Here is a 21,195-nt window from a genome sequence, read left to right on the forward strand (position 1 = left end):
GTATACATTATTTATATAATTGTGTTATACTCTTGTTGGGGATTACGAGAAATATTTCATTAAATGAAAAGGATGGTATATAAATATGAGTACTGTGAATGTCCAAATTGGTTTACATGAATTATTGAACGGAAGCAATGCACAGATTCAACTAAGTGTTCCGCAATTAGTGGAAAAAGTATTAATGCGAAATGAAGGGAAATTAACTTCTACTGGTGCCGTTTCTGCTTCAACAGGAAAATATACAGGACGTTCTCCTAAAGATAAATTTATTGTGAAAGAAGCATCGGTTGCTGACAAAATTGCTTGGGGAGCTGTAAACCAACCGATTTCTGAAGAACATTTTAATAAATTATATACTAAAGTTTTAGAATACTTAAAAGAAAAAGAAGAGTTATTCGTCTTCAAAGGATTTGCAGGCGCTGACCGCAATTACCGCCTACCAATTCAAGTTATTAATGAATATGCATGGCACAATTTATTTGTACATCAATTATTCATTCGTCCAACTGAAGAAGAATTAACAACTCATGAGTCAGGGTTCACAATTGTTTCTGCACCGAACTTCAAAGCTGATCCAGCTGTTGACGGTACAAACTCTGAAGCATTCATTATGGTTTCATTCGAAAAACGTATTGTACTAATTGGTGGTACAGAATACGCTGGAGAAATGAAAAAATCAATCTTCTCTATTATGAATTTCTTACTACCTGAACAAGATATTCTTTCTATGCATTGCTCTGCAAACGTAGGTGAAGAAGGTGACGTAGCACTATTTTTCGGTTTATCTGGAACAGGTAAAACAACTTTATCTGCTGATCCAAACCGTAAATTAATTGGTGATGATGAGCACGGTTGGTCTGATAACGGTGTATTCAATATTGAAGGCGGTTGCTACGCAAAATGTGTAAACCTTTCTCACGAGAAAGAACCACAAATTTTCGATGCAATCAAATTTGGATCTGTTTTAGAAAACGTTATCATTAATGACCAAACGCGTATCGCAGACTACAACGATACTACTTTAACAGAAAATACTCGTGCTGCATACCCTATGCATGCGATCGACAATATCGTACTGCCAAGTGTTGCTGGACACCCAAATACCATCATTTTCTTAACTGCTGATGCATCTGGCGTATTGCCTCCAATCAGTAAGTTATCAAAAGAACAAGCTATGTATCATTTCTTAAGTGGTTACACTAGTAAACTAGCAGGAACAGAGCGCGGTGTTACATCTCCGCAAGCTACATTCTCAACTTGCTTCGGTTCACCATTCTTACCACTTGATGCATCTCGCTACGCTGAAATGCTTGGTGAAAAAATCGAGAAACACGATGCGAAAGTATTCTTAGTAAACACTGGCTGGACTGGTGGCGAATACGGCATTGGTAAACGTATGAACTTAGGTTACACTCGTGCAATGATTCAAGCAGCATTAAGCGGCGAACTTGCAAAAACTGAAACAGCTAAACATGACATCTTCGGTCTTGAAGTTCCACTTCACGTACCAGGTGTACCTGACGAAGTGTTAATGCCTGAACAAACTTGGGCTGATAAAGCTGCTTACAAATCAAAAGCAATCGAGCTTGCAAATGAATTCAAAGAGAACTTCAAAAAGTTCGAAAGCGTTTCTGAAGATATTATTAACTTAGGCGGCCCAATCGCTTAAATTAAAAATTTCTGTTGGAATAACCCTTTACTCATATGAATAAGTGTCGTGTAAACGTAAAGTTTCGCGTACTCACCGACAAAACCCAATGCGGCTTAACGGTTACACACACTTACATAAAAAAGAAGCTTACGTGAAAACGTAAGCTTCTTTCTATATCTTATATAAAGTGAAACGTTAATCTCTTGATCTGTGACTTAAATCATAAAATGGCATGCCAACATCTATAATTTTACAGAAAATTCACTTTATATTTATTCGTTTTTAGTTTTTTTATGATACAATTTACATATACAGGAAAGGGTGAGACCTATGAAAAATTTTTCTCGTACAGGAAAAATTTTATTCAGTTATGGAGCGATTCAAGTTTTTTGGGGACTTGTAATGCTTAACGTTAATTTATTTGAGCATACAAGTGAAACGATAAAATATATTATTCTAATTACCGGAATAGTTTGCTGTCTTATATCCAACTTTTTTAAAGAAGCTAAGAGTCATACTAATACGTAATTTCATGTTAACTTATTGGAAGCAGAAACCTGTATTTTATGTAAAGTTATGCTTCCTGCTGTACTATCCATCACTGAATCACTTATCCCAGAGTAAACCCATTTCAACAGAGACAAATCATGGCTTCGAACATATAAATTATATCCCTACTCACTACATCTCTCGGGTTTCACATCACATGGGGCTAAAAAAGGCCCTGACCGCTTCTATCCGTGGCTGGATCATCTATTCCATCTAAAAAGAATTCTTTTATCTTTTTATCTTTTTTAGCTCTTTGTTAGTTCTTTCTCATCTTTCATGCTATAGTAACCTAAATTCACAACGATTAAGAAATAACCACCCATAATCCCTACTGCAAACGCCCACATAACCATGTGGTGCTCAATTTCGTACATAATAATAGCACCCAAAATGGCAGCTGCAAAACGGTTAAACATACCGAGTGTCGGTGCTTTCGTCTTCTTTACAATACTATCTCCAAGCTTCTCAATTCTTCTCCCTAAAAGCCAAACGCAATACATACTTACAATAAGCCCAATTCCAGCGCCTAAAAAGTGTGCTGAAAACGGTGTTAACATCCATCCTAGTAACAAAATACCTAGTATATAATACGATTGGATTTTAAATGATCTTAGTGACATACTAATCATGCTGTACCTCTCTTCATTCGTTCTTATCTATCCAACAAAAAATTTCTTTCAAATTCATATTCCTTAAATCCATTTCATTTAAATTAAAAACAACATAAACAGTATGTTTATGTTGTTTAAATGTTTTTAGAAAATAATATTATACAAGATTTCAAACATCATATTCTCATATTTTGTGACGGTTTTTCAAACTTTTTTCGTCCATTTATGAAAAAAATGATATCAATCTATGAACATACGGATATGATGTAATAAGCACACAAATAAAGGGGGCGTCTAATGATTTATTTTTTAATGGCTCTCATTCACCTCATTATCCCTGCACTTATTGGACTTTCATTGTATTGGTACACGAAAAATCATAGCATTTTTTACGCTGTCCTCGGTGTTCTTCTTCCAGGTATTATTCTTATTACACTCTTCCGTATTCCATTTTTAAACTTAATTCCACTTATTACTGCTATCTTATTTCTCATCTTCTTACCAAAAATAAAAAAATAGGAAAGCAGATCATAGGTGATCTGTTTTCCTATTTTGATATAGGTTCCCCTGCAATAGAATGAACTTTTCCTTTCTGGGATTTCACAAACCATAGACCGACAAAAATGATAATTCCACCGATGATCTGTTGAAACGATACATATTCATTTGCCCAGAAAGCTGCAAATAAAACAGCTACAAGCGGCGTTATATACATATATACCATCGTATGTGACGCTCCAATTTTTTGAACACCAACATACCACATTACTAGACCAAATACTGTTACAAAGAAAATAGAATATAGTAAAGCAAATAGTGTCATTCCGTGAATAATGTGAAATGGCATGACAAACACATGCGGACCACTTAACAATAATAGCGGAATCGCACCCACTAGCGCAGACCATGCTGTAACACGTAATGCTGAATATTTTTTAATTAATGGTCCTGCTAAAACAGGATAAAGCCCCCAGCATATTGATGTAATAAGTCCAATTCCATTGCCATAAAAAGAACTAGTAAGTGAATGCCCTGCTACTAAAACTAATGCTGCACCAACAAAAGCAATCATAGAACCGATTAACTTTCGAGAAGAAAAATTTTCTTGTTTCAGAAAAATCGCAAATACAGTTGTAAAAATAGGTGATATAGAAATGAGTAAAGAGGCATTTGTAGCGGATGTATATTTGACAGTTTCCATAAATAGCGTTTGATACAGTACAATACCTACAACGCTAACGATGATTAATCTAGGTATATCCTTTCGCTCCATATAAACCGACTTTTCAATAAAAAAGGTAAGGAGTAACAGAAGCGGTGCCGCCGCCATCATACGAAGTGCAGTAAACTCAATTGCTGTAAATTCTAAAAGTCCATACTTCGCAATTGTATAGTTAATCCCCCAAATAATAACAACACTTAAAATTAATAACTCAATTCCCCATCTTCTCATGCGTATCCCCTCCGCAAAGAAGATTATACAGAAAATTCAATCACATGTACATTTCATTATGTGAAAAAATCTTCGTATTGTCAGGAGAGGTGTGCGTTATTTGGTGTATGAATTTATATCGGCGATTTTTCGAATATATCGGCGCAACTCGAATTATATCAGCGATTTTTTAAATATATCGACTTATCAACAAAAAACGACAATAATAGCAACTTATACAATAAAAAAAGGTGGTTCCAACATACATTTTGGACCACCTTTCCTTTACTACACTCGAACATGTAACTTCATATTCGGATTATAAAATTGGCTCGGACTCTTCAGCTGAAAAGTTCCTCCACCTTCATGCCAATCAACCGTTAACTTATCGTCCATAAATACAAGCTTTGTACGATCAGCGATAAAATTCATTGTGCTTGATTCAATATCCACATCGCGCTCATCTTTCTCTGCTACAGCTACTAAATCGATGATTCCGCTCATGACACAACCGCAACCCTCATTATCGTAAAATAACTTTATATATTTCGCTTCACTTGGAATCGTATCCATAATCTTTTTATATGCTGCTTCTGTTACAGTAACGTACATATGTTAATCTTCATCCTCTCTTCTCTTATCATTCATATATTGTATCACCATTTTTCTTAAAAGTTATATACAGAAAATTAAGACTAATATACAATGTATGTGATAAAGTTTCAGCAATCGAGCTTTTATGAGTAGTTCATGCAGGAGAAAGGATGTTTACTATCTGTGTTCAAACTACAACGCTATCCTATGTTATTAGGTCTATTTAGTATTTTCTTCATTTCTAGCGGAAGGCTATTACAGCATGTACTTCCCTATTCTCCTTCTATTAGCTGGATTCTAGGTTTTATTTGTTTCTTATCCGCTTCTTATTTTGCTACGAAGAATATAAACAACTCATAAAGCAAGAATCATCTTAAGGAGGATTATTAAACATGCCAGCCTTAAAAAAAATAGAGCAATCACTCGATCACTTATTTCAAATTGAAAAATACGGAAAAGATAGTGCCTTTAGTCGATTTATACCAGCCGTATATGATCCTATCAAATTTCCTTGGCAACAATTTTTTGAAGCAAATTTTGTAGATTTATTTAACGGCCTTATGATGCACGGATCTGAACATGTAACCAAAGTATTTTTAGCTGTATTCCCTACAGATGACGTTCTTGAAACATTCATTTCACAATCCACACCCGGTGATTTACTCTTTATGCACCATCCCCTTGTAATGGAGTGCGGTGATCCAATTGGAAGATCCGGTCGAGGTTTCATACCAATTCCTGAAAAATATTTGCAAGAAATAAAAGAAAAACAACTTTCTATATATACATGTCACGTACCAATGGATTTTCATCAAACGCATGGAACGAGTATTTCAATTGCAAAAGCATTAAACGCTACTGTAGTGGACGACTTTGCATATGGAGGTCCAGAACAAGAACCAGTTGGCCTTATTTGTGAAATAGATGAAACATCAACAGAAGCACTCCAAAAACATCTAAAAAAACTCTTCCAGATTCCTTACACAGACTTCGAAGGTAAACGACATGATTCCATCAAAAAAATCGCAATTATCGCTGGATGTGGCGATGTTGTATCTTTAATGAAGGAAGCAGAAGAAAAAGGTGCTGAAGCATATATTACAGGAGAAATCCATTGCCATATCGACAATGATTACGGCCGATATAAATACTCACTCATTATGGATTATGTAAAAGAAACGAATATGTCTCTAATTGGTGTGTCACACTCTGCCTCTGAATATTTAGTGAAAGAGACATTGATGTATGATTGGTTTAAAGAGAATTTTGATGTGGATGTTATTTTGCTTCCACAGGAAAAATGGTGGCTCTAACACTATCATTTTTTTAATTTATATACACAATACAATCGATCACAGAAAAATAGATAAAGTGAAACCTTAATCAGTGGGGGGTCTTCATCCCCCACTGATTATCATCCCTCACCAATCGGACTGCCCGGCAAATAGCTGAATAAATGAGAACGCACATGTACCAACGTAAATGCTTTCGTTGTGCCAGAAAACGAACCTACCAGTATTATAGCTGGAAACCTATTTTTGAGGGAGAATACAACCTCTCTTTATATTCATGCCGCAAGTGCTGTATGTTCTATTTTTCTAATTACTGATATATAGCAATTCATTTCATAAAAAAAGACCCGAGATTCGGGTCAACAAATAGAAATATAAATGAACTACAACAAATAACAGACAAAGCCATTATATATTTTTCATAGTAAAACATCCATTATTTTCTTTTTTCACTATCAATATATTATTTTTCGTTATCGTCCTCTTTTTTAGAACGTCTACCTAAGAAGAACACAAAAACATCACTTCCAAATAAGTGATGTTTTTTGTAGTTAATGCAGTGGTAACATAACCTCAACCGTCGTTCCAACCCCAACTTCACTTTCAAAACTCATTTTACCATTGTGATCTTTAATAATTTTTTCTGTAACTACTAAACCTAGACCAGTTCCTGTTTCTTTCGTTGTATAAAAGGCTTCATTTAACTTTGGAATTTTATCTTTCGGAATACCACATCCCTCATCTTTCACTTGAACGATGATTCCATCTTTTACAGTAACTTTAATCGTAATTGTTCCGCCAACTGACATTGCTTCAATTGCATTTTTGATTAAATTAAAAAAGACTTGTTTTAATCGTTTTTCATCACATGTAATTGACGGTAAGTCTTTACTGTAAATACCTTGTATGTGAACTCCTTGTTTTAAAGCAGGCTTTTCCATAACTCGAATAACATAAGAGATAATTTCTTGTACGTTATGAGTTTCTGATTCTAGTGATTTAGATTTCTCAAATCCACTAAGTTCTGTAGCAATTATATGGATCCGATCTACTTCTTGTTTCATAATATCACTATAAATTTTATCTTCCGGATGCTTGTCTGCTTGTTTATTCACAAGTTTTTTTAAGTTTGCTAAAGGTCTTCTAATCTTATAACCAATAACCGTTGCCATCTTTCCAACAGCTGCTAGTTTTTCTGTCTGTTTTATTTCTTTGTCCATCATTTCAAGCGTTCGAACGTAAGACTGAACCCTCAAAAATATAATCCAACATATGATAGTAAATACACTATATAATGCCATTGGGATTAAAACGAGAGAAGATTGAATAATGATTCCTGTAAGAGCGTACTTCCCAACAAGTATCGCTGGAACTAACCAGAAATATCTTTTATTCACAAAGATTGGTGCGAACAAAATAAAAAATACTTCTACTATATTTCCACCGTCAAATTCCGCATCGCTACCATAATAAATCATAATGTTATGGATACAATCTAATACATTATAGCCAATTAGAATAATATACTTTACCGGAAAAACATTCTTCCATTTCATAAAGTATATTCCAATGCAAAACAATACTACCATCAAAAAGTAAAGCCATAAACCTAAACCATCTTCAAACTTTCCTACACCTTCTTGCTCTCCCGCGATTAAAGGTACGATAAATTCATAGGCAAGATCATACACAAAAAATATAATAAAAAATAAACTTAAAAATACTTTCAACGCCTTTATTTCTTCATTTTTAAATATATAGCCTTTATTCATATGGTAACTCCTAGCTTTTCTTCCACTTGGATTTCAGTATTTCCACACTTCCTTGGCAAAGTAATGTCTATTCTCGTTCCAGTATTTCTTTCACTTGAAATATGTAGCTCACCAAGGTGCTCGGTGACAATTCGATTCGCTACTGTAAGACCCAGACCAATTTTATCTTGTTTCGTTGTATAAAAGGCCTCTGTAACACGGGCTAAGTTTTCTTGCTTAATACCATGACCATTATCAATTAAGCTGATCATTACATACTCTTTTCCTTTATTCTCTAATCGTAAATGTAATATGCCACCTTGCTCCATTGCTTCTAAAGCGTTTTTTATTGTATATAAAAAGACTCCTCTTATTTTTCGTTCATCGCATTCAACTTCTATTGTTTTTTCTTCCACATTAGAAATAAGCTGCACATTTAATTCATTCATTTTTTCGCGAAGAGTTGTTGTTGCTTGTAATACAATCTTTCCTAGATCATGTTTCTTATAAATAGAAGGCTTGCATGTAGCAACTTCCATCAACTCGCTTATCATATTATTCATATTTTCTATTTCAAAAATCATACGTTTATAAACAGGATCCTCTTCATGCTTCTCTCTTTGTAATTGCGTAAATCCTTTTAATGAAGCGAGTGGATTTTTAATTTCATGTCCAACCGTCGCTGCCATTTTTCCGATTACTGCTAATTTTTGTGATTCACTAGCAATCGCAATACTTTCCTTTACAGCTGAAAGATATTGTAAAAATCGGTTTAAAATGATATATGCAACTATTAACATAAGGGTATACATAATAAGGAACATAAATGCTTTTATTTCCTCTAATCCAAATAAATAAATTAAATATTTTCCTACAATAGAGGAAAGCAAAAACACATAAAATTTTTTATTTAAAAATATGGGTACAAAGAAAATGAGAATAATCTCTATTATATTTGTCGCATCAAACGCCGCCTTATTATAAAAAATATACGAAATTATATTAGCGATTTCTATCCCTATGTATGCAAATATCCATGCATATTTAACAAGGTTTGCCTTTTCTTTTTTTAGTAAATATATATTCACGCACAGTATTGCTACTCCGCAAATAACTTGCCATATTATGTTGTATCCCTTATCCATTATTGATTTATCTTCTAATACGATTGCATAAAAAATTTGATATGCAATAACAATGACATATAACACCCATAAAAGGATTTTTGCATTCCTTTCTTCTTCTTTATATGATAGAAAACTTTCTTTCACTTCAACACCCCTTCAAAATAACATCTCAAAGAATACCATTTATTATAATAAATGATTTTCACAGACAAACAAAGATAAATCGAACATTTGAGGAAAATCGTACCAAAAACGCAATATATTTAGACTATATACAGAGCATAAAATCTATGATCATTAATACGTATATTATGGAGGATGTTTTATATAGACGGCCCAAAAAGTAAAACAAAGCTTTTAGAATGGAACCTATTGATAGAACAGGGGGAGTTTTATGTTTGTTACGGTCGAGAAAGATGTGCATATTTTTGTGCAAGACGTTAATCCTGGTCCAGGTAGTAAGACTGTTTTCTTCGTTCACGGATGGCCTTTAAATCATCAAATGTATCAATATCAACTCAATGTTTTACCAGAGCATGGCTTTCGCTGTATCGCCATGGATATACGAGGAAATGGGCAATCTGATAAGCCATGGACTGGTTACACGTATGATCGATTAGCCGATGATATCGCAATTGTTCTAGAAGCACTCCAAGTAGAGAACGCTACGTTAGTCGGTTTCTCAGTTGGTGGTGCTCTTTCTATTCGCTATATGTCTCGCTATAATGGGCGCCGCATTTCTAAGCTCGCATTAATTGACGCTGTCTCCCCCTCTTTCGTTAAAAATCAAGAGTCCCCTTACGGTGTACCGAAAGAACAAGCAGATGCCCTTATTAATCAAATGTATGCTAATTTACCAAAATTTTTAAATGATGTATCTTTGTCCTTTTTCAATAGAAACTTAGGAGCTGCAACCCTTGAATGGTTTTCTTATCTCGGTATGCAGTCCGCTTCTTATGCCCTTATCAAAATTTTACAAGCAGCTGCAAATGAAGATGTAACGAAAGATTTAAATAAAATTAACGTTCCAACAAAAATCTTCCACGGCGTTCACGACCAACTAATTCCTTACAAAAGCGCTGAGCTTACGCAACAACGAATTAAAAATTCTCAGTTACATGCTCTTACAAATAGTGGTCATGGTTCACCAATCGATCAAGCGAATGAATTAAATAAAGAACTGATAAAATTTTTACATGCATAACAACTGCAATACAAGAATGAAAGTTAATATGATCGATTTTTTACAAAACATAAAATTCACAAATTTCTCACAAAAATACAAATAAAACGATTACATTTTCAAATATACTAAATGTACAAGTAATACTCCCTAAACCCAGCTTGTCTGGTTACCCCGTTAAATACTATGAAAAAAGAACTTGTATCGTTATACAAGTTCTTTTTGTTTCTTTTATTTAAAGAGGATATCTTTACTATATTGATTTCCGACGAGTAAATCATATTGGAGCATTTTATATTGCTCTAACATTTCTTTTTGTTTCTTTGTTAAATCATTGATTACTTCTCCATTTTTATCAACTTTTAATTCATCTCTAAGCACTGGTATTTCCTTGTAAAGTTCCAATAAAAATTGATAAAATGAGGATTTATTTAATCCTGCATAATCAAAAATAAGATTAGAAAAATGAATTGGACTTACTAAACCTAAATTATCATTTGGCATATCAAAGTTTGCATACATTAATAGCGGCGTTTGCGCCATCGCTAAACGTTCACTTGGTGTTTTTTCATTCGTTATATACCCATTTTCTTTATAAAAAGATTTATTGGTTCCTAATGACGGAAGATGATCTCCAAAGAATACTAATAATGTAGGTCTATCTAAATTATCTAGTTGCTCAATTAAATATTGAAGTGCCTCATCTGAACGTCTTAATCCTTCTGTATACGTCTCTAATTCTCCCTTTGATTCTTCATTTTCTAGGCCGCTAATTTCTATTAGGTTTTCACCAAATCGGCCTTCTGTAAACGGAAAATGATTTTGCATCGTAACAGCATGAATAAATGTAGGTTGTTTTTGTTTCTCTAACTCAGCAATTATCTCTTTACTCATCGCTAAATCACTAATATAATCTCCATCAATATCCACATTTTCCATCGTATCCTCTGCATTGAACTTATCAAATCCTAACACCTTATATACATCATCACGTTTAAAGAATGTGCGACCAAATGAATGAATTGCACTTGTGTAATAACCTTCTTTTTTCAACGCCGTAGGGATTGATGGAATTTCTTTCTTATTTGTAATAACTTGCTGATATGGTATAGAACCTGGCTTTAACAAACTCATTGAATAACTTGTTAATGCCTCAAATTCAACGTTCGCCGTATTTCCCCCAAATGTAGGAGAAATAGTTTGTCCACCAGGAAAGTTTTCTATATAATGATGTAAATTTGGTACAGGATCTTCACTAAAAGAAAGGTTGGTTATTTTCGTGGGATCCCAAAACGATTCACTCATTACAAAAATAATATTCGGTTTCTCTTTTTTCTTTTGATTCCCTATATTTCCACTATATTGTTTTTTTATATCGTTTGCTATTTGAAGCATATTTTCATTAGAATAATTTTTTGGTTTTTCCATAACTGTTGTATCTAAATTGCTAATAAACCCAAGTACAAAACCATTTGAAGCATAGTTTTCATTTTGATTCCACAAAACAAAATCTACACCTGATTTTTGAAATACTTTATTCATAAATGTATTCGTAAAATTACCATACGCATATAGAACAAAAATAGATCCTACTACTAATAAGGCTCTTATTCCTAGATGAATCTTTACATTTTGAATATACCTTCTCATATATATCCCTGCTACAATACAAACTACGACACTTACGATAATGATAAACATATAACTCCAGCTAAAATAGTCCATCACCATCGGTATAACTGATTGCATATGCGTAATTTGTGTGAAATCAGAAGGATATAACGGATCACCTCTGAAAATAAGCTTCAAATAATTCACAATACATAAAATGACTAACGTACAGCTCGTTAAAACCATACTTAGAAAAACCTTACCTATTAAATTATATACAAGAATATATATTACATAAATTACTACAAAACTTAATATAAACTGCATATTATAAAAGTAAATCCAATTCATTGCCTCTATGAAACTCATATTAACTTGCATGACAATATAAAATAACGCTACTGTATGAGCTAGCAAAAATAATATAAAATGCACTCGCAGGGATGCTCTAAGTATAGACATCTCTTTTTTATTGAAATGCGTAATATAAAACGTTATGCCCCATATGAAAATCATCATAACACTTAAAACAAGCTTTTGATTTAAATGATCTTTCATCATGTCTAAATTAAAAACCTTTAAAATTATAAACAGCATAGTTATTACTAATAAAGTCACCATACTACTTATAATGCTAGAAATTAATATATTTCTTTTTGGAAGATGAAAAAGTGTAGAACCATACTTCAATTCATTCCCTCGTTTCTATGTATTAATTTCACCCCGCATCGAAAAAACTATTTCTATTAAAATAACATATATTACATATTTCGTCTGCATACTTGCTTCTATCATGGATGTATTTTCTTAATATTCCCTTAATAAATAGTTAAATTTTGGCATACAAATTACTCATTATTGAAAAACCTAATTTCAATATTCTACTTTATGATATAATAACTATGTTTTGGAAATCCTTAATACTATTAAAGATTTCACATGAAAATACGAAAGAATTAATAAAAAAGGAGTTGCTCATTTTTGCTTACTAAGTTTAAGAGTTTGCCTAAAGCGGTATATGCAATTTTGGCGCTTTCTTTCCTGTTGCACGTTTTTTGTTTAGTAAAACAGCCAGGACTAGATGGAGAGTTAGTCAAAGTAACATATGGTGCAAATGATGCATTTAACTATTCGTTAACAGCTGAACAACTATTAAAACATGGTGTATTTGGTTATGTGTATTTAGAACCTAGTGAGGTTCCAGGGAAAAATGCATATATCACACCAGGTCAGCCATTACTATTAGCTGGCGCTATGATTATTTCTGATATTACATCCATTCCTTACTATTACGTAGCAACTGTTATTAACATGATCATGAACCTTTGTACAGTACTATTAGTATTCTTAATAGGAAAAGAATTGTTCGAAAAAAACATTTATGGAATTGTTGCAAGTATTTTATATGCTATTTATCCAAGTAACTATACATACTTCCGTACATTGCTAACAGAAGTTCCATCCATATTCTTATTGGCGTTATGTGTATATGTATTTGTTCTCGCATGGAAATACAATAAAACGAAATTCCATATATGGTTTGGAATTGTCGTTTCAATTTTACTTATGTTCCGTCCAAATCCAGCTCCAATGATGCTCATTCCTGTTCTTGTTGTGTTATTTACATATGGATTTAAAGACTCCATTCGAATCGGATTGTTATGGTTTATCGGACCGTTCTTGATTATTGGCGCATGGGTTGTTCGTAACTATTTAGCGCTCAACCAATTTATTTTATTCTCAACCCAAGGTGCAGATCCACTGATTGCCGGTGCAGATCCATTTAATAAAATTGGCTATGAAAATATAGTAAATGAAATGAGAGCTAAAGGCTTAGATGACAAAGGTGCATACGCAAAAGAATTAATCAAGAATGGATTTAAGACGGACTTCACTTATTGGTTCTCTTGGTTCACTGTCGGTAAAACAATTGAGTTATTCAAAACAGCTCCTGCTGTAGACCAATACCGTATTCATAACTTTATGCAACTATGTCATAGAGTGTTTATCATCGGTACATTCTTGAGCAGCTTCTGCCTCATGCTAAATTCATTTAAACATAAACGCGTTATGATGCTAGTAGCAAGTTCTATTATTTACATTATCTTCTCAAACTTATTCTTAGCAATTAACCGCTACGGATTTTTCATTAATCCTCTTATGTGCTTAATTCTTGCATACGGATTAATTCACATTGTGCAGAAGCTTCCATTCTTCCGCACTAACCAAGCATAATAAGAAAGAGGTCGGCCACAGATGGCCGACCTCTTTCTTATTATCCAACACTTTGCACACGGCCAATTTGTACATTCTGTAATCGTACTTTAATTCCGTATGTATGTGTTTCTGTATTTGTCAAAATCTCTTTCACAACACCAGATACTGTTTTACTTATAAATGCAAGTTTTTGATAACTATTACTATAACGAAAAGAGAAAATGATTAGCATGTATATTATATAAAAGGAAGCAGCCATATTTTCCATACGATACATACGAGTACTATAATTACAAAATCAAAAAAATCTAATCTTGGACCTTTTTTCATATTCATATGTAAACACATATGAAACCATTTTATTTTTGTATATTTATGGATGTTTTTCTTTGCAAATCGGTAAATAAGTATTTGCATGATAAAAAATCCGGCTACAAAAATAAATAATACGATGAGAAATCCAATCACAAAATTCTTCCTATTTTTGTAGCGTTTTTTCTACTATCCGATTTTTCAAAACCCACTCTTCAAACTGGGCACTTCCAAATTCCCAGCTAAGATCGCGAGCATGTACAGAAAAAACGTAATGACCAGCATATTCATCCATAAACCTACCTAACTCTACATCGTCTTTCTGAATACCGTATACTCCAAAATTAAAAAACACATCCCATACGTCTTCATTCTTCCTCTTATAAGCAATCGATTCCATATCACATTCTGTTCCGAAATAATCAAGATGTAAATGTACGCTATCCTCATATTCGTACTCCATTTTATCACCCCTTATATTTGTACTTCTTTATCACCAGAAAAATTCCTTCTGTCTACACTCACATATGGGCACTTACCTACATATCATGCTTGTAGAGTGACTTCTAGGAGGTGTTATATAGTGAAAAAATTAATAGCTGTTTTTTGTATCACGTTACTAGCTGTTTTCACATTTACTGCTTGCAGTAGTAAAAAAGAAGGTACAAAAGAACAAACTCAAAATGTTCGAGTCGGCGAAGTTACCCACTCTCTCTTCTATGCCCCGTTATATGTCGGGATTGAAAAAGGATTTTTTAAAGATGAAGGATTAAATGTTGACCTCCAAACAACAGCGGGCGGAGATAAAACGATGACGGCCCTATTATCTGGCGGGATTGATATTGCTCTCGTCGGTTCTGAAACATCTATTTACGTTCATCAACAAGGCGCAAAAGACCCGATTATTAACTTCGCACAACTTACACAAACAGATGGAACATTTTTAGTTTCGCGTAAAAAATTAGACTCTTTTAATTGGAATGACGTAAAAGGTGTTACGTTTTTAGGACAGCGTAAAGGCGGCATGCCACAAATGGTTGGAGAATACGTTTTAAAGAAAAATGGCATTGATCCTCACAAAGACACAAACTTAATTCAAAACATCGAATTTGCTAATATTGCAAATGCCTTTGCATCTGGTACTGGAGAGTTTGTACAGCTCTTTGAACCGACTGCAAGTATACTTGAGAAAGAAGGTAAAGGTTATATCGTCGCTTCATTCGGAAATGAATCTGGTACTGTTCCTTATACAACGTTCATGGCGAAAGAAAGTTTCTTAAAGAAAGATAAAGCTGCTGCTGAAAAGTTCACACGTGCGCTCTATAAAGCACAGCAATGGGTTGATACACATAGCCCAGAAGAGATTGCTAATGTTGTTTCCCCGCTATTTAAAGACACTTCAAAAGACATTACAGTAAAAGTAATTGAACGATATAAAAAGCAACATTCTTATGCGACAAATCCACTATTAGATGCGGAAGAATGGAAACAGCTCCAAACGATTATGAAAGACGCTGGTGAATTACAAAAAGAAGTCCCACATGAAGCGCTCGTCAATACAAAAATTGCCGAAAGCGTTATTAAGAAATAGAGGCGAATTGTATGAGTTTTTTACAAATACGTAACGTTTCTCACTGCTTTTTTGCAAAAGAGAATGCCAAACTTATTCTCGAAGATATGAGCTTACAAGTGGAAGAAGGCGAATTTATTTCTATACTCGGCCCAAGTGGTTGCGGTAAAACAACGCTCCTCTCAATCATTGCTGGACTACTTGATCCAATTGACGGTATCGTCTTTTTAGATGGTGAACCGATTACAACGAAAACTTCATCTATGGGATATATGTTGCAGCAAGATTACTTATTCCCGTGGAAAACTATTGAAGAAAATATTATGCTTGGACTTCATATTCGAAAGATTTATGATGAACAGATGAAAAAACATACTTTAAATCTTTTAAAACAAGTCGGTCTACATGGGGTAGAAGGACAATATCCTCGTGAATTATCCGGCGGTATGCGTCAACGTGCCGCTCTCGTTCGAACGTTAGCGACTAATCCGAAAATTTTATTACTAGATGAACCATTCTCCGCACTCGATTATCAAACGAAGTTAAAACTAGAAGAACTCGTTTTCAATTTACTAAATAAATATAAGAAAACATCATTACTTGTTACTCACGATATTGAAGAAGCGATTGCGATGAGTGATCGTATTTATTTACTGCAAGCGAATCCTGGAAAAATCGCGAAAACCTTTATCGTCCCGGAAAGTATTCGTTCTTTATCACCATTAGAAGCACGCCATCACTACGATTTCCCAGCCCTCTTTCAAGATATATGGAAGGAGCTGGAACGACTTGGATAATATAAAACAACTACATGAAAAATTTCGAAAGAAAGAACGCAGGCGTGCTTGGATTGCTCGCTCACTACAGCTTTTACTACTTATTCTTTTCTTTGCACTATGGGAAATAGCTAGCAAAAAAGAATGGATCGATCCTTTACTCTTTAGCTCTCCTTCGAGTATTTGGGATCTCTTCTTAACGAAATGGATCGACGGTTCACTTTGGGTCCACATATGGACGACATTGCTGGAAACAGGATTAGGCTTCATTCTTGGAACGGTACTCGGTGCTATTATTGCCACGTTTCTTTGGTGGATGCCACTTCTAGCCCGCGTACTTGATCCTTACCTCGTCGTCCTAAATGCAATGCCAAAAGTTGCACTCGGTCCAATCATCATCGTTATTTTCGGTCCAAACATTTCATCTTCTATCGCAATGGGAGTAATCATTTCCATCATCATTACCATTCTCGTTATTTACAGTGCATTTCAAGAAGTCGATTCTAACTATATAAAAGTAATGAACACATTTGGCGCAAATAAATGGCAATGTTATAAGCAAGTCGTCCTCCCTGCCTCCTTTCCAGCAATTATCTCAACGTTAAAAGTAAATGTTGGTCTATCCTGGGTCGGTGTTATTTTCGGTGAACTTCTCGTTTCCAAACAAGGACTTGGCTACTTAATTAGCTACGGATTCCAAGTCTTTAACTTCACACTCGTTTTACTTAGCGTACTACTCACATGTGTTCTCGCAACTCTTATGTATGTATTTGTCGAGGCATTTGAAAAAATTCTAATTGGAACAAGAAAAAGAAGCTGACTCAAAACAGTGCGCTATAGTCAGCTTCTTTCTTTTACCTTTTATCACACATTTTCGTTTCATTTGTAATGTTTCCATCCGCAACCGTAACTGTATGAAAACAGTCTTTCACACGTACTGTAACGACATTATCTTTTCGATCTATCACATGATAATCATTAAACTTTTCATTCAAAGCACTACGAATTTGCTCCCCTTCAAAAATCGGAAAACCGTGAGACATTACCCAAATGAGACCAGCAACAGCAAGAATCGTTTTCATACGTTTCATTACCTCCTCGAGAGTAAACTTATAGTCCCTACAACACGCGCATTATAATTGTGTCTAAATTGTGACATTTTTATACTAATTCTATTTTATACCGCCAGTTCCTTCTTCTTTTAAATAAAAATACATAATTTTCAATTTTATCAACATAAGAAAAAACGCAAAGAATTTTTAATTCTTTGCGTTTTGCTTTAACGAAACTATATCGAACACATAACTCACATTAATCTGCACTTTGTTGTTCTATCGTTTTCGAAACATCATCTAATCCTGACAGCACTTCCGCTCTCATTTTTACAAGTTCAGGAAACTGATAGAAGAAAGCAATTTTCTTATATTTTAACTCTGTACCTTCTTTCACCTTTTTTGAATCTTGTAAAATGAACGCTGTAAATGTATCTGCGATATCTTCCGTTACATTTGTTGTTCCATACAGCGATACAAAATCATCATGCTTTTCTTTATAAAATTCAACTTGTGCCTCTTCACTTTCTTCTACTTTCTTTTCTGTCCACTCTTGCTCAATTGGTTTCCAAAATTCATTATAAAATTGGTTAATATACGAACTTTTTCTCACACATCCATTCTTCACGAACAGCGTTTTACATTTATTTCGATATGATGAAATGTCTTTCTCTTCATCAAACGCCTCTAAATACTTTCTATCCACTGGTACTTGTTTATGTCCAATCGTTAATACGTGAGCCGTTTCATGAATTAATGTTTTCATCACTTCATCTATATTCACCCCAGAATCAAGCACGTCTAAACTAAGCACCCAATCTCTCGGGTCATCCATACTTGGCATGACATGAGCAACAACGCCGTCATAACCATCCGTTATTAGATCAAACCCTGTTATATTCTCACGATATTTCACTGGAATGAGAGTGCGATACATGTCCCATAAAGTTTCATGATACTCTCTATCTTGCCGCTGGCTTAACAAATCATCTTTTGCTTCTTCGTCATCTGCAAAAGCTTTATTCAATCTTTTACGATCTAATTTCTCAAAATAAGGATCTACAATTTCATCATCATCGATATAATAAGAAGCTAAAAAAAAGTAATTATCATCCTCTTCTTTTTTCTGTTCCGCCTCTTTCATATTCATACTTTCATACTCTTCTATGTCATAATCCTCTACTTTTTCAAGTTCTGAAAGTCCCTCTATCTTTTTATATACTTTTTGTAATGTTTTATCTCCTATTTGCGTGCACTCTTCTTCTGTTTTACAAATTTCTTTTTCTTTCGTAACCTCGAGAGCACTATCGCATCCTGCAACTAAACTGCTTGCTATAATACAACATACTAACTTGCCATATAGTTCCTTCATACAATCCCCCATTACTCCATTCTACAAAATATCATAATCATTTTTTTGCGAATATGCGATAATTAATTATAAAAACTGCAAGGAGGCTTCTCATGATTCGTGCAATCTTATTCGACTTAGATGGAACACTATTAGATCGGCGCCAATCTTTAGAACAATTTATTTGTGAGCAATATAATCGCTTCTCCTCACATTTGATGAGTATAGACAAATCAAAGTATTGTTCTAGATTTCTCGAACTCGATAATAATGGCTATACGTGGAAAGATAAAGTATATGCTACTCTCCTTTCCGAATATAACATTACTACTTTAACGCACGAGCAACTGCTGCACGACTACATTACAAACTTCCAACATCATTGTATTCCTTTCAAAAACACGCATGAACTACTTCAACAGTTAAAACAGCGAGACATTAAAATTGGTATTATTACAAACGGTTTTACTGATTTTCAGATGAGCAACCTTCGAGCACTACATATACATACGTATGCAAACACCATTCTCGTTTCAGAAGCTGAAGGAATTAAAAAACCTCATCCTGAAATTTTCGAACGTGCTTTGCAAAGACTAGATGTTAAGGCAGAAGAATGTCTTTATGTTGGAGATCATCCAGAAAACGATGTGCTTGGTTCTGAACAAGTAGGGATTCTTGGTGTTTGGAAAAAAAATTCGTTTTGGAGTGATTTTAAGCATTCACGTATCGTAGATGATTTGTTGGAGGTGCTTTCGTTTTTAGAGGTGGAGATTAATCAGCCCTCACCAATCGGGCTTTTACGGACAAATAACGGGATAAAAACACAATAATAGTAATTAAATTATATCAATGATTTTCACAACATATCGATTTACTGAAAAAAAATAAAAATAATAATAGGAGGTGTTGTTCAAAAACGCCTTCTATTATTATTCATACACTGTAAACTGTGGTTTACTCGGATGCTCTTTTACTAGCGCATCATCTGGAAACTTTGAAACTTTTTGATATAAGGCAATGTCACCGATACAACCTGCTGTTAGTAGAATTCCTAAAAATGAGAGTAGCTCCAGATTCATAACTAATCCCAATACAATTGGCAAAATTCCAGTTGGTAAAAATGGAAGCATTAACACTTTCTTCATTTGCTTTACTGTAACTGCCTGTTTAGAATGAGCATATGCAACACCTAATTTCCAATTAACGCCCCATTTTAGTTCACTCCACGGAACACCTCCGATATAGCGAAAGCCAATTAAATGTATCGCTTCATGAATACAAACGAGAACAATTATTGCTATAATAAAAAGAAACATCGTTAATAATGTAACTTCAACTTGAACCCCACCTGAAAGAAATATATGTAAATAACCAATTCCAAACGCCAAAGCAATTATTATAAAAAATAAAGAAAAGTTTAATTTAACCATCGAAACAGTAACAGTCGTTTCTTTTCTTTTATCCATCTTCCCCCTCCTAAAATGTAAATATATCTTTACAAAATTGTATAATATACCCAAAATAATATAAAGATATATTTACATTTATTCTTACATACAAAAAAAGAAACCGGCTACTTTACTTCGTAAAACAGCCGATTTCTTCTATATGTTTCATCGTACGCGCTAATACGTCATCGCGCATTATAAAGCTAAATTTTCTATTCGTTTTAATGTTGTCAGGAATGTCTTTTAATAAAACAGACCCTTTCGTTTCTTCGTAATGCGTATGTTCTTCTACCGCACTAATTGTTGCAAAATAAATGTTTTTAATGATTATTTTGTCTTTTCCAGATACTTTGTATTGTCCTAAGTAAGTTAAATCAGAAACTATGCCGCCGGTTTCTTCATGAACCTCTCGAACTGCCGCTTCTTCCGGTGTTTCCCCTAGTTCTACTTTACCACCTGGAAATTCAAGACCGCGACGTAAATGATGCGTTAATAACCATTGATCCCCGTACCGGCATACAACCCAAACATGCTTTGGCTCAGGAGAAAATGGATAACGTTCAAACGATAATTGTACAGTGTTGTGGTAATAATCTTTAAATTTGTACATGCCATTACTCCCCTATTGATGGTTACAAGTTTTTCCTACCACAAATTGTAGCATA

General features: G+C 34.0%; 22 protein-coding genes and 1 pseudogene. 10 read left to right on the forward strand and 13 right to left on the reverse strand.

The window, feature by feature from the left end; all coding sequences use genetic code 11:
• Positions 1–85 precede the first annotated feature (85 nt).
• Positions 86–1,672 carry a phosphoenolpyruvate carboxykinase (ATP) gene (gene pckA / locus BAQ53_RS22595; RefSeq protein WP_208906262.1) on the forward strand — a complete coding sequence of 529 codons (1,587 nt, stop codon included), beginning with the start codon at positions 86–88 and terminating at the stop codon, positions 1,670–1,672.
• Positions 1,673–1,984: 312 nt separating this feature from the next.
• Positions 1,985–2,182, forward strand: coding sequence for a hypothetical protein (locus BAQ53_RS22600; RefSeq protein WP_000788123.1), 198 nt, complete (start codon positions 1,985–1,987; stop codon positions 2,180–2,182).
• A gap of 266 nt (positions 2,183–2,448) precedes the next feature.
• Here BAQ53_RS22600 and BAQ53_RS22605 read toward each other — a convergent pair whose 3' ends face one another.
• Positions 2,449–2,832 (reverse strand): ATP synthase subunit I, encoded by a 384-nt coding sequence (locus BAQ53_RS22605; RefSeq protein WP_000624926.1) that lies wholly within the window; start codon positions 2,830–2,832, stop codon positions 2,449–2,451.
• A 279-nt stretch (positions 2,833–3,111) separates the two neighbouring features.
• Here BAQ53_RS22605 and BAQ53_RS22610 point away from each other — a divergent pair, with 279 nt between their 5' ends.
• On the forward strand, positions 3,112–3,333 hold the full coding sequence (locus tag BAQ53_RS22610; RefSeq protein WP_000639042.1) for a hypothetical protein: 222 nt from the start codon (positions 3,112–3,114) through the stop codon (positions 3,331–3,333).
• Between the two features lie 28 nt (positions 3,334–3,361).
• Here BAQ53_RS22610 and BAQ53_RS22615 read toward each other — a convergent pair whose 3' ends face one another.
• Complete coding sequence (locus tag BAQ53_RS22615; RefSeq protein ID WP_151522822.1) at positions 3,362–4,267, reverse strand: DMT family transporter; 906 nt, start codon at positions 4,265–4,267, stop codon at positions 3,362–3,364.
• Between the two features lie 267 nt (positions 4,268–4,534).
• Positions 4,535–4,858: an iron-sulfur cluster biosynthesis family protein gene (locus tag BAQ53_RS22620; RefSeq protein WP_000289570.1), complete on the reverse strand. Its 324-nt coding sequence runs from the start codon at positions 4,856–4,858 to the stop codon at positions 4,535–4,537.
• Between the two features lie 374 nt (positions 4,859–5,232).
• On the opposite strand from BAQ53_RS22620, the gene BAQ53_RS22625 reads away from it, so the two are divergent.
• Positions 5,233–6,153, forward strand: a complete 921-nt coding sequence (locus BAQ53_RS22625; RefSeq protein WP_001111116.1) for a Nif3-like dinuclear metal center hexameric protein — start codon at positions 5,233–5,235, stop codon at positions 6,151–6,153.
• Positions 6,154–6,683: 530 nt separating this feature from the next.
• Here the strand turns inward: BAQ53_RS22625 and BAQ53_RS22630 are convergent.
• Positions 6,684–7,904, reverse strand: a complete 1,221-nt coding sequence (locus BAQ53_RS22630; protein WP_151522821.1) for an ATP-binding protein — start codon at positions 7,902–7,904, stop codon at positions 6,684–6,686.
• Positions 7,901–9,154 (reverse strand): ATP-binding protein, encoded by a 1,254-nt coding sequence (locus BAQ53_RS22635; protein ID WP_151522820.1) that lies wholly within the window; start codon positions 9,152–9,154, stop codon positions 7,901–7,903. The genes BAQ53_RS22630 and BAQ53_RS22635 overlap by 4 nt, the downstream gene beginning before the upstream one ends.
• Positions 9,155–9,404: 250 nt before the next feature.
• Between BAQ53_RS22635 and BAQ53_RS22640 the strand changes: the two genes are divergently transcribed.
• Entirely contained in the window at positions 9,405–10,214 is an 810-nt protein-coding gene (locus BAQ53_RS22640) for an alpha/beta fold hydrolase (protein ID WP_000498280.1), read from the forward strand.
• A gap of 210 nt (positions 10,215–10,424) precedes the next feature.
• Here the strand turns inward: BAQ53_RS22640 and BAQ53_RS22645 are convergent, their stop codons facing one another.
• Complete coding sequence (locus BAQ53_RS22645) at positions 10,425–12,494, reverse strand: LTA synthase family protein (RefSeq protein WP_208906263.1); 2,070 nt, start codon at positions 12,492–12,494, stop codon at positions 10,425–10,427.
• A gap of 291 nt (positions 12,495–12,785) precedes the next feature.
• On the opposite strand from BAQ53_RS22645, the gene BAQ53_RS22650 reads away from it, so the two are divergent.
• Positions 12,786–14,039, forward strand: a complete 1,254-nt coding sequence (locus BAQ53_RS22650; protein ID WP_000956216.1) for a glycosyltransferase family 39 protein — start codon at positions 12,786–12,788, stop codon at positions 14,037–14,039.
• Between the two features lie 40 nt (positions 14,040–14,079).
• Here the strand turns inward: BAQ53_RS22650 and BAQ53_RS26325 are convergent.
• The 3 genes and pseudogenes from BAQ53_RS26325 to BAQ53_RS22665 form a co-directional block, all read right to left on the reverse strand.
• Positions 14,080–14,196, reverse strand: a pseudogene (locus BAQ53_RS26325) (DUF2196 domain-containing protein); the annotation flags it as partial.
• Positions 14,197–14,258: 62 nt separating this feature from the next.
• Positions 14,259–14,489 (reverse strand): hypothetical protein, encoded by a 231-nt coding sequence (locus BAQ53_RS22660; protein ID WP_000578989.1) that lies wholly within the window; start codon positions 14,487–14,489, stop codon positions 14,259–14,261.
• A 10-nt stretch (positions 14,490–14,499) separates the two neighbouring features.
• Positions 14,500–14,796, reverse strand: a complete 297-nt coding sequence (locus BAQ53_RS22665; protein ID WP_208906264.1) for a DUF3986 family protein — start codon at positions 14,794–14,796, stop codon at positions 14,500–14,502.
• Positions 14,797–14,916: 120 nt separating this feature from the next.
• Here BAQ53_RS22665 and BAQ53_RS22670 point away from each other — a divergent pair, with 120 nt between their 5' ends.
• Genes BAQ53_RS22670 through BAQ53_RS22680 form a run of 3 tightly spaced genes read left to right on the forward strand, consistent with a single transcriptional unit; the run spans position 14,917 to position 17,499 of the window.
• Positions 14,917–15,924, forward strand: coding sequence for an ABC transporter substrate-binding protein (locus tag BAQ53_RS22670; protein WP_000733222.1), 1,008 nt, complete (start codon positions 14,917–14,919; stop codon positions 15,922–15,924).
• A gap of 11 nt (positions 15,925–15,935) precedes the next feature.
• Positions 15,936–16,700, forward strand: coding sequence for an ABC transporter ATP-binding protein (locus tag BAQ53_RS22675; RefSeq protein ID WP_000009031.1), 765 nt, complete (start codon positions 15,936–15,938; stop codon positions 16,698–16,700).
• Positions 16,693–17,499: an ABC transporter permease gene (locus BAQ53_RS22680; RefSeq protein ID WP_000368762.1), complete on the forward strand. Its 807-nt coding sequence runs from the start codon at positions 16,693–16,695 to the stop codon at positions 17,497–17,499. Before BAQ53_RS22675 ends, BAQ53_RS22680 begins: the two co-directional genes overlap by 8 nt.
• A gap of 34 nt (positions 17,500–17,533) precedes the next feature.
• Here the strand turns inward: BAQ53_RS22680 and BAQ53_RS22685 are convergent, their stop codons facing one another.
• Both BAQ53_RS22685 and BAQ53_RS22690 read right to left on the reverse strand, forming a co-directional pair.
• Positions 17,534–17,761 carry a hypothetical protein gene (locus tag BAQ53_RS22685; protein WP_000849112.1) on the reverse strand — a complete coding sequence of 76 codons (228 nt, stop codon included), beginning with the start codon at positions 17,759–17,761 and terminating at the stop codon, positions 17,534–17,536.
• Positions 17,762–17,990: 229 nt separating this feature from the next.
• Positions 17,991–19,103, reverse strand: coding sequence for a regulator of G-protein signaling domain-containing protein (locus BAQ53_RS22690; RefSeq protein WP_151522816.1), 1,113 nt, complete (start codon positions 19,101–19,103; stop codon positions 17,991–17,993).
• Positions 19,104–19,195: 92 nt separating this feature from the next.
• On the opposite strand from BAQ53_RS22690, the gene BAQ53_RS22695 reads away from it, so the two are divergent.
• Positions 19,196–19,912, forward strand: a complete 717-nt coding sequence (locus BAQ53_RS22695) for an HAD family hydrolase (protein WP_151522815.1) — start codon at positions 19,196–19,198, stop codon at positions 19,910–19,912.
• 99 nt (positions 19,913–20,011) lie between these two features.
• On the opposite strand, the gene BAQ53_RS22700 is transcribed toward BAQ53_RS22695, so the two are convergent.
• Both BAQ53_RS22700 and mutTA read right to left on the reverse strand, forming a co-directional pair.
• Entirely contained in the window at positions 20,012–20,548 is a 537-nt protein-coding gene (locus BAQ53_RS22700; protein WP_151522814.1) for a DUF3267 domain-containing protein, read from the reverse strand.
• A gap of 112 nt (positions 20,549–20,660) precedes the next feature.
• Positions 20,661–21,140: an antimutator 8-oxo-(dGTP/GTP)ase gene (mutTA, locus tag BAQ53_RS22705; protein WP_000276385.1), complete on the reverse strand. Its 480-nt coding sequence runs from the start codon at positions 21,138–21,140 to the stop codon at positions 20,661–20,663.
• Positions 21,141–21,195: the final 55 nt, after the last annotated feature.

It is taken from the genome of Bacillus sp. B25(2016b), from assembly GCF_001679765.1.
Lineage (GTDB): Bacteria > Bacillota > Bacilli > Bacillales > Bacillaceae_G > Bacillus_A > Bacillus_A thuringiensis_K.

Bases quoted from the DNA above. Each gene is read 5' to 3' on its own strand.
- pckA (WP_208906262.1), top strand. From the start codon at position 86: ATGAGTACTGTGAATGTCCAAATTGGTTTACATGAATTATTGAACGGA.
- BAQ53_RS22600 (WP_000788123.1), top strand. From the start codon at position 1,985: ATGAAAAATTTTTCTCGTACAGGAAAAATTTTATTCAGTTATGGAGCG.
- BAQ53_RS22605 (WP_000624926.1), bottom strand. From the start codon at position 2,832: ATGATTAGTATGTCACTAAGATCATTTAAAATCCAATCGTATTATATA.
- BAQ53_RS22610 (WP_000639042.1), top strand. From the start codon at position 3,112: ATGATTTATTTTTTAATGGCTCTCATTCACCTCATTATCCCTGCACTT.
- BAQ53_RS22615 (WP_151522822.1), bottom strand. From the start codon at position 4,267: ATGAGAAGATGGGGAATTGAGTTATTAATTTTAAGTGTTGTTATTATT.
- BAQ53_RS22620 (WP_000289570.1), bottom strand. From the start codon at position 4,858: ATGTACGTTACTGTAACAGAAGCAGCATATAAAAAGATTATGGATACG.
- BAQ53_RS22625 (WP_001111116.1), top strand. From the start codon at position 5,233: ATGCCAGCCTTAAAAAAAATAGAGCAATCACTCGATCACTTATTTCAA.
- BAQ53_RS22630 (WP_151522821.1), bottom strand. From the start codon at position 7,904: ATGAATAAAGGCTATATATTTAAAAATGAAGAAATAAAGGCGTTGAAA.
- BAQ53_RS22640 (WP_000498280.1), top strand. From the start codon at position 9,405: ATGTTTGTTACGGTCGAGAAAGATGTGCATATTTTTGTGCAAGACGTT.
- BAQ53_RS22665 (WP_208906264.1), bottom strand. From the start codon at position 14,796: ATGGAGTACGAATATGAGGATAGCGTACATTTACATCTTGATTATTTC.
- BAQ53_RS22675 (WP_000009031.1), top strand. From the start codon at position 15,936: ATGAGTTTTTTACAAATACGTAACGTTTCTCACTGCTTTTTTGCAAAA.
- BAQ53_RS22685 (WP_000849112.1), bottom strand. From the start codon at position 17,761: ATGAAAACGATTCTTGCTGTTGCTGGTCTCATTTGGGTAATGTCTCAC.
- BAQ53_RS22690 (WP_151522816.1), bottom strand. From the start codon at position 19,103: ATGAAGGAACTATATGGCAAGTTAGTATGTTGTATTATAGCAAGCAGT.
- BAQ53_RS22695 (WP_151522815.1), top strand. From the start codon at position 19,196: ATGATTCGTGCAATCTTATTCGACTTAGATGGAACACTATTAGATCGG.
- BAQ53_RS22700 (WP_151522814.1), bottom strand. From the start codon at position 20,548: ATGGATAAAAGAAAAGAAACGACTGTTACTGTTTCGATGGTTAAATTA.
- mutTA (WP_000276385.1), bottom strand. From the start codon at position 21,140: ATGTACAAATTTAAAGATTATTACCACAACACTGTACAATTATCGTTT.